The sequence below is a fragment of the Salibaculum halophilum genome (assembly GCF_002094885.1).
GTDB lineage: Bacteria > Pseudomonadota > Alphaproteobacteria > Rhodobacterales > Rhodobacteraceae > Salibaculum > Salibaculum halophilum.
The window spans coordinates 175,477-187,959 of the sequence record NZ_MSIT01000008.1 but is presented as its reverse complement, the minus strand read 5'-3'; the positions used below and the strand labels follow the sequence as shown (position 1 = coordinate 187,959).

Annotated in this window: 15 protein-coding genes; 3 read left to right on the top strand and 12 right to left on the bottom strand. The window is 68.7% G+C overall.

Annotation, left to right across the window (positions count from 1 at the left end; translation table 11 throughout):
- Positions 1-155: 155 nt before the first annotated feature.
- A complete protein-coding gene (locus BU124_RS07695; RefSeq protein WP_084862356.1) occupies positions 156-392 on the bottom strand; it encodes a sulfurtransferase TusA family protein in 237 nt (78 codons plus the stop codon).
- 126 nt (positions 393-518) lie between these two features.
- Between BU124_RS07695 and BU124_RS07690 the strand changes: the two genes are divergently transcribed.
- The 3 genes from BU124_RS07690 (at position 519) to BU124_RS07680 (ending at position 4,091) form a co-directional block, all read left to right on the top strand.
- Positions 519-1,277, top strand: a complete 759-nt coding sequence (locus BU124_RS07690) for a cytochrome c biogenesis CcdA family protein (RefSeq protein WP_084862323.1) — start codon at positions 519-521, stop codon at positions 1,275-1,277.
- 137 nt (positions 1,278-1,414) lie between these two features.
- Positions 1,415-2,761, top strand: a complete 1,347-nt coding sequence (locus BU124_RS07685; RefSeq protein ID WP_084862321.1) for a hypothetical protein — start codon at positions 1,415-1,417, stop codon at positions 2,759-2,761.
- Complete coding sequence (locus tag BU124_RS07680; RefSeq protein ID WP_084862319.1) at positions 2,724-4,091, top strand: cytochrome P450; 1,368 nt, start codon at positions 2,724-2,726, stop codon at positions 4,089-4,091. Before BU124_RS07685 ends, BU124_RS07680 begins: the two co-directional genes overlap by 38 nt.
- 9 nt (positions 4,092-4,100) lie before the next feature.
- Here BU124_RS07680 and BU124_RS07675 read toward each other — a convergent pair whose 3' ends face one another.
- The 11 genes from BU124_RS07675 to rimK all read right to left on the bottom strand — a co-directional run bounded on the left by BU124_RS07675 (position 4,101) and on the right by rimK (position 12,421).
- Entirely contained in the window at positions 4,101-4,331 is a 231-nt protein-coding gene (locus BU124_RS07675) for a ribbon-helix-helix domain-containing protein (RefSeq protein ID WP_084862317.1), read from the bottom strand.
- Positions 4,328-4,504, bottom strand: a complete 177-nt coding sequence (locus BU124_RS07670) for a DUF4169 family protein (RefSeq protein ID WP_084862315.1) — start codon at positions 4,502-4,504, stop codon at positions 4,328-4,330. Before BU124_RS07670 ends, BU124_RS07675 begins: the two co-directional genes overlap by 4 nt.
- A complete protein-coding gene (fumC, locus tag BU124_RS07665) occupies positions 4,501-5,892 on the bottom strand; it encodes a class II fumarate hydratase (protein ID WP_084862313.1) in 1,392 nt (463 codons plus the stop codon). Before fumC ends, BU124_RS07670 begins: the two co-directional genes overlap by 4 nt.
- Positions 5,893-5,971: 79 nt before the next feature.
- Positions 5,972-6,448 carry an SspB family protein gene (locus BU124_RS07660; protein ID WP_143529917.1) on the bottom strand — a complete coding sequence of 159 codons (477 nt, stop codon included), beginning with the start codon at positions 6,446-6,448 and terminating at the stop codon, positions 5,972-5,974.
- A gap of 59 nt (positions 6,449-6,507) precedes the next feature.
- The gene (gene chrA / locus BU124_RS07655; RefSeq protein ID WP_084862309.1) at positions 6,508-7,755 is read right to left on the bottom strand and encodes a chromate efflux transporter; all 1,248 of its coding nucleotides are present in this window, start codon (positions 7,753-7,755) and stop codon (positions 6,508-6,510) included.
- The gene (locus tag BU124_RS07650; protein ID WP_084862307.1) at positions 7,740-8,912 is read right to left on the bottom strand and encodes a cytochrome P450; all 1,173 of its coding nucleotides are present in this window, start codon (positions 8,910-8,912) and stop codon (positions 7,740-7,742) included. The genes chrA and BU124_RS07650 overlap by 16 nt, the downstream gene beginning before the upstream one ends.
- A gap of 4 nt (positions 8,913-8,916) precedes the next feature.
- Positions 8,917-9,657, bottom strand: a complete 741-nt coding sequence (tpiA, locus tag BU124_RS07645) for a triose-phosphate isomerase (RefSeq protein ID WP_084862305.1) — start codon at positions 9,655-9,657, stop codon at positions 8,917-8,919.
- A gap of 92 nt (positions 9,658-9,749) precedes the next feature.
- A complete protein-coding gene (locus BU124_RS07640; RefSeq protein WP_084862303.1) occupies positions 9,750-10,076 on the bottom strand; it encodes a TfoX/Sxy family protein in 327 nt (108 codons plus the stop codon).
- Positions 10,076-10,456, bottom strand: coding sequence for a HesB/IscA family protein (locus tag BU124_RS07635; RefSeq protein WP_084862301.1), 381 nt, complete (start codon positions 10,454-10,456; stop codon positions 10,076-10,078). The genes BU124_RS07640 and BU124_RS07635 overlap by 1 nt, the downstream gene beginning before the upstream one ends.
- Before the next feature lie 112 nt (positions 10,457-10,568).
- Complete coding sequence (locus tag BU124_RS07630) at positions 10,569-10,931, bottom strand: SUF system Fe-S cluster assembly protein (protein ID WP_084862299.1); 363 nt, start codon at positions 10,929-10,931, stop codon at positions 10,569-10,571.
- A gap of 62 nt (positions 10,932-10,993) precedes the next feature.
- Positions 10,994-12,421 (bottom strand): 30S ribosomal protein S6--L-glutamate ligase, encoded by a 1,428-nt coding sequence (gene rimK, locus BU124_RS07625; protein WP_084862297.1) that lies wholly within the window; start codon positions 12,419-12,421, stop codon positions 10,994-10,996.
- Positions 12,422-12,483: the final 62 nt, after the last annotated feature.

Here is a 12,483-nt window from a genome sequence, read left to right as displayed (position 1 = left end):
CCCTGCCGCCGAGCCCGCGCCTGCCGCACGGGCCGAGCCGGCCGAGACTGCGTCCGACAAACCGGCCAAGCCCAAGCGGCGCGGCTGGTGGGCGCTTGGCCGCTGACGCCAACCTGAACCGCCGTGCCTTGCGGGGCGCGGCGGGGCCGCCGCGGTCAGGGTCGCGGGCCGCGCTCGATCACGTAGACCTGGTGGCCCTCGTCCTCGCGCTGGTTCAGCAGCGCGTGTCCGGCCTCATGGCAGAAGTGCGGTATATCGACCACGGCGACAGGATCGTCGGCCAGCACGCGCAATCGCGTCCCCGGCGCCATGTTGCGCAGCACCTTGCCGGTGCGCAGAACGGGCAGGGGGCATTTCAGCCCGCGGGCATCAAGGTGGGTCTCGGTCGTCATGGCCCCGGCCATGCGCGAAACCGCCCGGCTTGTCCAGACGCGCGCCCCTGACGCCCCTGTGACAAAGCGTGGCGTGACCTCGGCCCGCGCAATCGCTATGTCGGGGGAAACGACCAGGGGGGTGCCATGTTCGCCGCCGAAACCTTTCTCGACGCCTCGCTGCTGCCGGCGGTGCTGATCGCCATATCGGCGGGGGTGCTGTCGTTTCTCAGCCCCTGCGTGCTGCCGATCGTGCCGCCCTACCTGGCCTACATGGGCGGCGTCAGCCTGTCGGACATGGGCGAAGGTGACGCCGCCTCTCGGCGAAAGGCGGTGGGCGCGGCGCTGTTCTTCGTGCTGGGACTGTCGACCATCTTTTTGCTGCTGGGGGCGGCCGCCTCGGGGCTGGGGCGGATGCTGCTGGCCTACCAGGACTGGATGCTGATCGGCGCGGGCATCGTCATCATCGGCTTCGGCCTGCATTTCCTCGGGCTCTACCGCGTCGCCTTCATGGACCGCGAGATGCGCGTGGACGCGGGCGACCGCGGCGGCACGGCACTGGGGGCCTACGTGCTGGGGCTGGCCTTCGCCTTTGGCTGGACGCCCTGCCTTGGCCCCATCCTTGGCGCGATCCTGGGGCTGGCGGCGACCGAGGCCGACATCGGGCGCGGTGTCGCCATGCTGGCTGCCTACGCCGTGGGCCTCGGCATCCCCTTCCTTCTGGTTGCGGCCTTCTTTCCCAGCCTGACCGGGGTCATGGCCTGGATGAAACGCCACATGGGCGCGATCGAGAAGACCTCGGGCGCGCTGCTGGTGCTGGTGGGGGTGATGATGATCACCGGGCAATTCACCGCGTTCAGCTACTGGCTGCTGGAGGCGTTCCCGGCGCTGGCCACCCTGGGGTGAGGGGTGATGCCGGGCGCGGGGACGCGTTTTGCGTAAAACGCGTCCGCCCGGCTGAAACCGGGTGCCCTTATTTTCGCCAGAAATCGCGGCTAGGCTGACGCGCACGCAGCACTCCCAGGATGCCGGGACCGCAGACCATGGCCAGAGACGCAAATCGCGAGGTGGCGCGCCGCCGGGTGTTCTACATCCCCGGCTATGATCCGATCCACCCGCGCCGCTACCGCGAGCTTTACCGCAGCGAATCCGCCGACCAGGCGGCGATTTCCGGCTATGCGGTCTCCATCGCGCCCAAACCGGGCGGCAAGACCTTCGGCTGGACCGCCGAGGGCCATATCGACGGCACGCGGACCGAGGCCGAGATCGACGTGCTGGTCTGGTCGGACATCGTGCGCCGCTCGATGGGCAAGTCCATCCCGGCGACCTACCGCCAGCTGGTGCAGACCTCCTGGGCCTATATCCGCACCGGGGCGCTGTGGCGGCTCATGCGGCTGCGCAAGGGGCCGGTGATCGCCGCGCTCTACCCCGTGGGCATGCTGATCGTCCAGGCGCTGCTGGCGCTGCTGGCCGCGGTCGTGGCCGCGCAGGGGCTGGGCTGGGGCCTGACGGCGGGGTTCGAGGCCGTCACGGGATGGCTCGACGCGCGCTATCCGGCGCCGCCCGGCACGCCGCCTCTGGATTACACCGTTTTTGCCGTGGCCAGGATCGTGCTGATGTGGGCGCTTGGGGGGCTGGTGGCCTGGCGGGTGCTGACCTGGTTCAAGCACCGGGACGGCCGCTTTTTCGCCTATTACCTCATGCACGACTATGCCTTTTCCGCCCGCTGGATGGGCGCCAACCCGCCCGAGCTGGAACAGCGCATCGCCGCGTTCCGCGCCGAGATCGCCCGCGCGCTGCGCGACCCGGTGGACGAGGTGCTGGTGGTCGGGCATTCCTCGGGCGCGCATCTGGCGGTTTCGCTGCTGGCCGACCTGATCCGCGCGGGCGAGGTGCCCGAGGACGGCCCCGAGCTGGCCTTTCTCAGCCTGGGCCAGGTGGTGCCCATGGTGTCGTTCCTGCCGCGCGCCGACCGCCTGCGCGCCGACCTGCACTACCTGAGCCAGCGCGCCGAATTGGCCTGGGTGGACGTCACCGCCCCGGGCGACGGCTGCGCCTTCGCACTGTGCGATCCGGTGGCGGTGTCCGGTGTTGCGCCTCCGGCGGGGAAGCGCTGGCCGCTGGTAATCTCGGCCGCCTTCACGCAAACGCTCTCGCCCGCGCGCTGGAAGGACCTGCGCTGGCGGTTCTTCCGGCTGCATTTCCAGTATCTCTGCGCCTTCGACCGGCCCGGGACCTACGACTATTTCCGCATTACCGCCGGGCCGCGGACACTGGCGCACCGGTTCGCGGGGCGCGCCCCGTCGAAATCGCGCATTGACCTCGCGGCTTCGAAATACACAAGCATGGCCCATGACGCCGATCCCGCCGAAACCGCCCTCTCGGCCTGACAAGGTCTCGCTGTGGCGCTACCTGCGGCTGTTCCGCGCCGATATCCTGTCGGCGCAGCCGGCCAAGCTCTACCGCGCGTGGATGGCCGAGTTCCGCACGCCGTTCTTTCGCTCCTACCTGGCCAACGACCCGACGCTGGTGCGGCGGGTTCTCAGGGAACGGCCCGACGACTTTCCCAAGTCCGACCGTATCGGCGCGGGGCTGCGCCCCCTGCTGGGAAACAGCGTGTTCCTGACCAACGGCGCAACCTGGAAACGCCAGCGCCGCATCATCGACCCCGCCTTCGAGGGCGGGCGGCTGCGCGATACCTTTCCGGCCATGTGGGCCGCGGGCGAGGCCGCGGTGGACCGGTTTGGCCGGGCGGGGCAGGACGGCCCCTTCGACGTCGAACCCGAGACGAGCCATGCCGCCGCCGATGTCATCTTCCGCACGCTGTTTTCCATTCCAATCGAGCACGCGGTTGCCCGGCAGGTCTTCGACCAGTTCCGCGCGCACCAGCGCACCCAGCCGATCCTGAACCTGGCGGCCTTCCTGCGCGGGCCGCGCTGGATGCCGCGGTTTTTCCGGCTTGAGACCAAGCGGACGGCGCATGCGATCCGCGCCCTGATCGCCCGGTTGACCAGGGATCGCATGGCGCAGATCGCGGCCGGAACCGCGCCTGACGACCTGGCCACCAAGATCATGACCACCGCCGACCCGCAGACCGGCGACCGTTTTGACACCGCCGAAATGGTCGACCAGGTGGCTATCTTCTTTCTGGCCGGACACGAGACAAGCGCCAGCGCCCTGGCCTGGACGCTCTACCTCGCGGCCCTGCATCCCGACTGGCAGGAAAGGGTCGCGGAGGAGGCCCGGGCGCTGGACGCGGGCCCCGACTTCAAGGTGATGTCGCAACTGACGATCAGCCGCGACGTGTTCCGCGAGGCGCTGCGTCTCTACCCGCCGGTGCCGATGATGGTGCGCGAGACCTGCCAGGCGGAACGGATGCGCGACCGCACCGCGCCCGCGGGCAGCCAGGTCGTGCTCTCGCCCTGGCACCTGCACCGGCACAGCCGGCTTTGGGACAATCCCGACGGGTTCGACCCCGCCCGCTGGGAGACGGAGAACGGCAAGACCTGCCAGCGCGACGCCTATATCCCCTTCTCGGCGGGGCCGCGCGTCTGCACCGGGGCGGGGTTCGCCATGGTCGAGGGGCCGCTGCTGCTGTCGATGATCCTGCGGCGCTATCGGTTGCGCCCCGTGGCGGGGCGTGACCCGGTGCCCGTGGCACATCTGACCGTGCGGTCGCGCGACGGCATCTGGCTGACGCTCGACCGGCGCGCAGACTGACCGCCTTTGTCAGGTGCCAGGGTCCGCCTCGGCCTTGACCGCCCCCAGCACGAAAACCCGGATCGCCGAGGCCAGGCCGACGTCACCGCGGGCCTCGTCGATCTCGATGGCCAGGCCGTTGATCGTCTGGCCGCGCTGCGCCGCGATGCGGCGAAACTCACGCCAGAAATCCTCTTCCAGCGAGACGCTGGTGCGGTGCCCGCGCAGCGTGAGCGAGTGCTTGACGGGCCGGCCGGTCACTCGTCCTCAAAGCGCTGCTGGTCGAGGTGGCGCCGGGCCTTGTCCTCGCGCGCGGTGCTCAGCAGTCTCTGCGCCTTGGTGCGGCCGTGCTTGACCGCGTTCGCGTCGGCGCGCGCCTTGGCCTCGGCCCGGGCGCGGGCCTTGCGGGTCTTGTTGAGGTTCACCACGCTCATTTCGGGCCGATCATGTCCTCGGGGCGCACGACACGGTCGAAGGTCTCTTCGTCCACGAAACCCAGCTTGACGGCCTCTTCGCGCAGCGTGGTGCCGTTGCGGTGCGCGGTCTTGGCCACGGTGGTGGCGTTGTCATAGCCGATCTCGGGGGCCAGCGCCGTGACCAGCATCAGCGATTCGGTCATCAACTTCTCGATGCGGGTCTCGTTGGCGCGGATGCCTGTCAGCATCCGGTCGGTGAAACTGTCGGCCGCATCGCCCAGCAGTTGCATGGACTGCAGCAGGTTGTAGGCCATCATCGGGTTGTAGACGTTCAGTTCGAAATGGCCCTGGCTGCCGGCGAAGGAAATCGCCGCGTCGTTGCCCAACACATGCGCGCAGACCTGTGTCAGCGCCTCGGCCTGCGTCGGGTTCACCTTGCCCGGCATGATCGAACTGCCCGGCTCGTTTTCCGGCAGGATCAGCTCGCCCAGCCCCGAGCGCGGCCCCGAGCCGAGAAAACGGATGTCGTTGGCGATCTTGTAGCAGGCCATGGCAGTGGTCTTCACCGCGCCGGACATGAAAACCATTGCGTCATGGGCGGCCAGCGCCTCGAACTTGTTGGGGGCCGTGACGAAGGGCAGACCGGCGATCTCGGCCATGTGGCGCGCGACGGTGGTGTCCCAGCCCGGGGCGGTGTTCAGCCCCGTGCCCACGGCGGTGCCGCCCTGGGCCAGCTCGTATATCCCGGGCAGGGCCTGCTTGATGCGCGCGATCCCGTTCTCGACCTGCTGGGCGTAGCCGGAAAATTCTTGCCCCAGCGTCAGCGGCGTGGCGTCCTGGGTGTGGGTGCGGCCGATCTTGATGATGTCATGGAATTCGTCGGACTTGGCGCGCAGCCCGGCCAGCAGCTTTTCCAGTCCAGGCAGCAGCGTGTCATGCACCGTCATGGCGCAGGCGATGTGCATGGCCGTGGGGAACGTGTCGTTCGAGGATTGCCCCATGTTGCAATGATCGTTCGGGTGCACCGGGTCCTTGCTGCCGATCTGCCCGCCCAGGATCTCGATCGCGCGGTTCGAGATCACCTCGTTGGCGTTCATGTTCGATTGCGTACCCGACCCCGTCTGCCAGACCACCAGCGGGAAATGATCGTCCAGCTTGCCGGCCACGACCTCGGCGGCGGCCGCGATCATGGCCTCGGCCAGCCGCGGGTCCAGCTTGCCGCTGTCGCGGTTGGCCTGCGCGCAGGCCTTCTTGATGACCCCCAGCGCGCGGACGATGGCGACGGGCTGTCTTTCCCAGCCGATGGGGAAGTTCATCAGGCTGCGCTGGGTCTGGGCGCCCCAGTAGCGGTCGGCTGGAACCTCCAGCGGGCCGAAGCTGTCGGATTCGGTGCGGGTCTCGGTCATGTCTGTCGTCCTCGCGCTGTGCCGTTGCAGGCCGAATACCGCCCCGCGGGCGGCCCCGCAACTGCCGGCGCACGCCGGGCTACTTGCGGAACTTGTCCAGGCTGACGACCTCGGCCTCGGTTTGCGCGTCGTCCTCGGTGTCCGGGTCGGTCATCTCGTCCATGGGGGCCCCCTCGTCCTCGGGGGCGGGCGCCTCGTCCTCCTCCTGGGTCTCGAAACGCAGGCCGAACTCGACCGACGGGTCCACGAAGGTCTTGATCGCGTCGTAGGGGATGTAGAGCGGCTCGGGCGCGTCGCCGAAGTTCAGCGTGATGGCAAAGCCGTCCTCGTTCACGGTCAGGTTGTCGAACCAGTGCTGGATCACGATGGTCATTTCACCGGGATAGCGATCCGACAGCCAGTCGGCGATCTCGACGTCCGGGTGCAGCGTGTCCAGCGTGATGAAGAAATGGTGCTCGCCCGGCAGCCCCTCGCGCTCGACGCGGGCCAGCACCTTGCGGATCAGGCCGCGCATGGCCTCGTGCATCAGGTTGCCGTAGTCGATGGTGCCGGTCACGGGGATGTCCTTCGTTCGTTCCGCGTCAGCATACGGGATTCGGCCCCGAGGGAAAGGGCCTAGAGCAGCCCGATCAGCACCCCGGCCAACGTGACCGTGCCAAGACCCTGAAGTAGCGGCCATTTTCGCCACAACAGCAGCGCGGCCGCCAGCAGGACCAGCGCCAGCGCGGCGGGCTGGAAACTGGCCCAGTCGGGCAGGATCAGGTGCAGCGGCCCGGCCTGAAAACGGTCCACCGAGGCGAACAGGACATGCACCGCGAACCAGACCGAGAGGTTGGTGATCACCCCCACCACGGCGGCGGTGATGGCCGACAGCGCCGCGCTGATGCGGGGGCGGTGTTCCAGCCAGTCGATCAGCGGTGCGCCGGCGAAAATCCAGATGTAACAGGGCACGAAGGTCACCCAGAGGGTCATCACGCCGGCCAGCAGGCCCAATCCCGCCCCGCCCGCGTTCAGCCCGGCGGTGATGCCGACGAACTCGGTCACCAGGATCAGCGGGCCGGGGGTGGTCTCGGCCAGGCCAAGCGCATCGAGCATCTGCCCCGCGCTGACCCAGCCCTGAGCGGTCACCACTTCCTGCGTCATGTAGGCCAGCACCGCATAGGCCCCGCCGAAGGTCACCACCGCCAGCTTGGAAAAGAACAGCCCCAGCGCCAGCAGCAGGTCGGCCCCGGCCAGCGCGGCCAGCACCAGCGGCGCGGCCCAGAGCGCGCCGCCGATGACCAGCGGGCGCAGGCTGCGCCGCAGGTCGGCGCGCTGCCCACCGGCCGGGGCCGGGCCGGAGTGGCGCAGCGCGCCCCAGGTGGCCGCCAGCGCGATGACAAGCGGGAAGGGCAGGTTAACCAGGAACAGCGCCAGGAAAGACAGCACCGCCAGCGCCTTGGCGCCGGGCGCGCCGAGGGCCTTGGCCGATAGCCGCCCGATGGCCTGGATAACGATGACGACCACCGTGGCCTTGATCCCGAGAAAGCCCGCCTGCACCAGCGGCAGGTCGGCAAAGGCGCCGTAGGCCAGCGCCAGCGCAGCGATCACGAGCGCCCCGGGCAGCACGAAAAGCCCGCCCGCGATCAGCCCGCCGGGCACCCCGCGCAGCCGCCAGCCGGCATAGGTGGCCAGCTGCATCGCCTCGGGGCCGGGCAGCAGCATGCAGAATGAGAGCGCGCGCAGATACTGCGCCTCGGTCAGCCAGGGCCGCTCCTCGACAAGTTCACGGTGCATCAGGGCGATCTGCGCGGCCGGGCCGCCGAAGGACAGGACACCGATGCGCCCGAAGACGCGGGCCAATTCGCCTAGGCCGTGTTGCATGAGACCACCAGCCTCTCCAGCCCGTGGAAATGGTAGACATCGGCGTAACGCGGCGGCGCGGCGAGGCTCAGGTCGGGGCAGCGTTCGAACAGAACCCGCAGGCCCAGCAGCAGCTCCATGCGCGCCAGCGGCGCGCCGACGCAGAAATGGATGCCGCCGCCGAAACTGGCCGACAGCACGTCGCCGCGTTTCGGGTCGAACCGGGCCGGGTCGGGAAATGCCGCGGGGCAGCGGTTGGCCGCGCCGAGAATGCACTTGACGCTGTCGCCGCGGCGGAAGTGGTGGCCGAACAGCGTCACGTCCTCGTAGACCCAGCGGTCGAAGATGTGCAGCGGCGGGTCGAGCCGCAGGCATTCCTCGACCACGTCCTCGTCGATCTCGCGGTGATCCCGTTCAAGCAGCAGCTTGACCGCGTTGCCCATGGCATGGACCGTCGCCTCGTGGCCCGCGTTCAGCAGCAGGATGCAGGTGCTGATCAGCTCGTCGGTGGTCAGTTTCTCGCCCTCTTCCTCGGCCGCGATCAGTTGCGTGATGAGGTCCTCTCCCGGTCGGCTGCGGCGGTCGTCGATATAGCCGCGCAGGAAGTCGGCAAAGTCGGTCGCGGCGGCCATGGCCCGCGCCTCGATCTCTTGCGTGCGCCCGGCCTGGTACATGGCCACCATGGCGCTGGACCACTCCAGCAACTGGTCGGCCATGCGTTCGGGCACGCCCAACAGGCGGCAGATGACGATGACGGGGATGCGCTGGCAATAGGCCGGCAAGAGGTCGAAATCGCCCGCGGGAAAATCGTCGATCAACCGGTGCGCCAACGCCTCGACTTCATCGCGCATTCCCATCACCCGGCGCGAGGTGAAGGCGCGCATCACCAGCGCCCGCAGCCGGGTGTGGCGCGGCGGCTCCAGCTCCAGCATGGAGTGTGCCTCGATGTCGTAGAAGGGGCGCAGCCGGTCGGGGATCGGGGCGGCGTGATCCGCGGGCACCTCGCGGCCCAGCCGCCGGTCCTTGAGCAGGGCCATGACGGCCGCGTAGGAGGTCGCGCAGGGCGCGCCGTAATCCTCCCACCAGAAGAGGTCTCCGGCCGCGCGGGCCCGGTCGTAGAACGGGTAGGGGTTCTGGACGAAATCCGGATCGGTGGGGGATTGCTGCAACCGCTGCATAGGGTCAGTCGGCAGCGTCCAGCGCGTCGACGATGGGCAGGAAGTCGTCGGCCTTCAGCGAGGCGCCCCCGACCAGCGCCCCGTCCACGTCCGCGATGCCGAAGATTTCGGCGGCGTTCGACGCCTTGACCGACCCGCCGTAAAGAATGCGGATCGCCACGCCGGTTTCGGGGCCGAAGCGGTCGATCAGGGCGTCGCGCAGGGCGTTGTGCACCGCGCCGATCTCGTCGGCGGTGGGGGTCAGCCCGGTGCCGATGGCCCAGACCGGTTCATAAGCCAGCACGATGGTGTCGCCGGTGCATCCCTCGGGCATGGAGCCGGCCATCTGCCGGTGCAGCACGTCGAGCGTGTCGCCCGCGCGGTACTGCGCCTCGGTCTCGCCGATGCACAGGATGGCCGTCAGGCCCGCGCGCCAGGCGGCTTCGGTCTTGGCCCGCACCACCGCGTCGGTCTCGCCGTGGTCGGCGCGGCGCTCGGAATGGCCGGTGATAACGTAAGACGCCCCGGCATCGGCCAGCATCTCGGCCGAAATGTCGCCGGTGTGCGCGCCGTTTTCGGCCGGGTGGCAATCCTGCCCGCCCACGGGCCAGCCCATCTGCGCCATGCGGTGCACCAGCGTGGCCGGCCCGCAGACCGCCGTGTCGACCGCTGCGGAGGGCTTGGCGGCGACCATCCGTTCCAGTTCGGCCAGGTCGGCGGAAAGGCCGTTCATCTTCCAGTTTCCGGCGGCGAATTTGCGGCGCATCTGTGTCCTCCTGTCGGGTGTGGGCGTTGCGCCAAGGGATCACGGCAACGGCCGCGAAATGCAAGGGGCAAGGGCCGCATCGGCTGCGTCAGTTACAGAAAGCTCAGCGCCTCGCGGGCCAGCGCGCTGGCCTCGGACGGGTCCTCGCGGGCGGCGTCGGGCAGGGTCCAGTAGGACATCGCACTAGTCGTGCCGTCGGCGCGGTTGTGCACCCAGCGGGTGCAGCCCTTGGCCTCCAGGTGATCCTGAAACGCGCCCGCGCCCTTGATCATCAGCCCGTGGTCGGGGTGGAGGATGGCGAAGATCGTGCCCTCGTGATAGAGGCACAACCCGCCCATCATGCGCCGTGCCGTGATTTCACTGGGCAGGTCCGAAAACAGGTCTTTGGCGTAGGCGATCTCGGCCGCCGTGACGCCCATCAGCCCCGGCCCTGCTCCGCACTCAATCCCTCGACATCCTTGAACTTGATCGATTCGCCGCAGCCGCAGGCATCGGCCACGTTGGGGTTGCGGAACTTGAAGCCAGCTTCCAGCAAGCCGACCTCGTAGTCGATTTCCGTGCCGAAGAGGAACATCTGCGCCATGGGCGCGATCATCACGCGGGCGCCGTCCTGTTCGACCACCTCGTCGTTGGGGTCGATCTGCTCGGCGTAGTCCATGGTGTATTCCATGCCCGCGCAGCCGCCCTTCTTGACGCCGATGCGCAGACCCTGGTGGCCGTCCCGATCCATCAGCTTGACAATCTGCCCTGTCGCCGCGGGGGTGAGGGTGACGGCTTGCTTGCCGGGAATGCCGAACATGGGACCTCCGATCCGCTTGTCGTTCCAATTTAGTCAGGCCCGTCTGCGCGCTCAAGGGGCCGCGTCGGCGCGCCTTGTCGGCAAAGACGCCGGGGACCCATGCCCCGACGCGTTACATGAAGCCCAGTTCCAGCCGCGCCTCGTCGGTCATCATGTCCATGCCCCAGGGCGGGTCCCAGACAAGCTCCACGTCGGCCATCTGCACGCCGGGCACGCCCGTCACGGCATCATGCACCCAGCCGGGCATCTCGCCCGCGACCGGGCAACCGGGGGCCGTCAGGGTCATGATGACATGCACCTCGCCCGCCTCGGATATCTCGATGGTGTAGATCAGGCCGAGATCGTAGATGTTGACCGGTATCTCGGGATCATAGACCGACTGGCAGGCCGCGACGATCTGATCGTAGAGCGGGTGCGCAGTCGTCGAGGGCTTGATCAGCGGCGTGCCCTCCAAGGGCTGGGTCTGGTCGGTCATGGGGCGCACTCCTTATCCTGAGTGTAAATATAGGAAAAGCGCCGCGTCCCGTAAAGGGCGGGCTATTTCCGGGCCGTGGCCTTCTTGGCAGTGTTGCCCCGGGCGGGGGTGGGGCGGACGCGCTCCTCGATGTGATCGAAAAGCTTGCCGGCGAGGTTCTTGCGGCTGGCCTTCTCGATGCCCTCCAGGCCGGGGGAGGAATTGACCTCAAGCACCTTGGGCCCGTCCTCGGAGCGCAGCAGATCGACGCCGGCCATGTCCAGCCCGAAGGCCTTGGCCGCCTTGACCGCGACGCGCCGTTCGGCCGGCGTGATTCGCGCGGCCACTGCCGAGCCGCCGCGATGCAGGTTCGAGCGGAAATCCTCGCCGCCCGAGCTGCGCTTCATCGAGGCGACGACCTTGCCGGCGATGACGAAACAGCGGATGTCCTCGCCCGCGGCTTCCTTGACGAATTGCTGCACCAGGAAGTTGGCCTTGAGCCCGCGGAAGGCGTCGATCACCGACTCGGCGGCCTTCTTGGTTTCGGCCAGCACCACGCCCTTGCCCTGGGTGCTTTCCAGCAGCTTGACGATCAGCGGGGCCGAGCCGACCAGCCCGATCAGGTTGCTGGTGTCCTTGGGGCTGGCGGCAAAGGCGGTGGTGGGCATGCCCACCCTCTGGCCGGCCAGCACCTGGTGGGCGTGCAGCTTGTCGCGGCTGGCCGAGATGCCGGCGCTGCTGTTCAGGCAATAGGTGCCCAGGTTCTCGAACTGGCGCACCACGGCCGTGCCGTAGGGCGTGATCGAGGCCCCGATGCGCGGGATCACCGCGTCGTAGCGCGGCAGGCGCTTGCCGTCGTAATGTACCTCCGGGGCCAGGGCGTTGATCGCCATGTAGCAGCGCGTGGTGTCGATGATCTCGACGGTGTGGCCGCGTTCCTCGCCCTCGTGGACAAGCCGCTTGGTCGAATAGTTGTTGGCCTCGCGGCTGAGTACCGCCAGGCGCAGCGCCCGCCGCGGGGCCACCTGCTTGATGCGGCGCGAGGTGTAGACCTCGAAGCCGCGCTCGGGGCGCAGGAAGCGTTCGGTGGGCTGGACGATCACGTCCTCGCGCAGGCCCTGGCGGCCCAGCAGCATCCGGCTGGCCATGGTGGCCCGGTCGGTCAGGGTCACTTCGATGGGCCAGGTGTGGCCCTCGCCCACGTCGAGCATGGCCTCGATGACGTAGCGCATCTCGATCTCGCCATTTGACGAGGTCACTTCGCGCCGATCCACGACCGGGGCCGAACAGGTAATCGAGACATCATCGCGCCCCGGGATCGGGTGCACGTCGAACCGCACCTTGGGCGCGCGGGCCGAGCCGAAGGTCTCGATCTCGTGGGCGTGCAGGGCGGACGTGCGCGCGCCGGTGTCCACCTTGGCGCGCAGGGTGGGCAATCCGAGGTCCGGCAGACCGAGCCATTCCTCCCATCCCAGGCGGATCGGCTCCGGGGGCGTGTCGGTCTCGGACATGGGCGCTCCTTTTCTTTTCGATCTACATCGGTAACAAGGCCGCGCGCAATTGCAAAGGACCG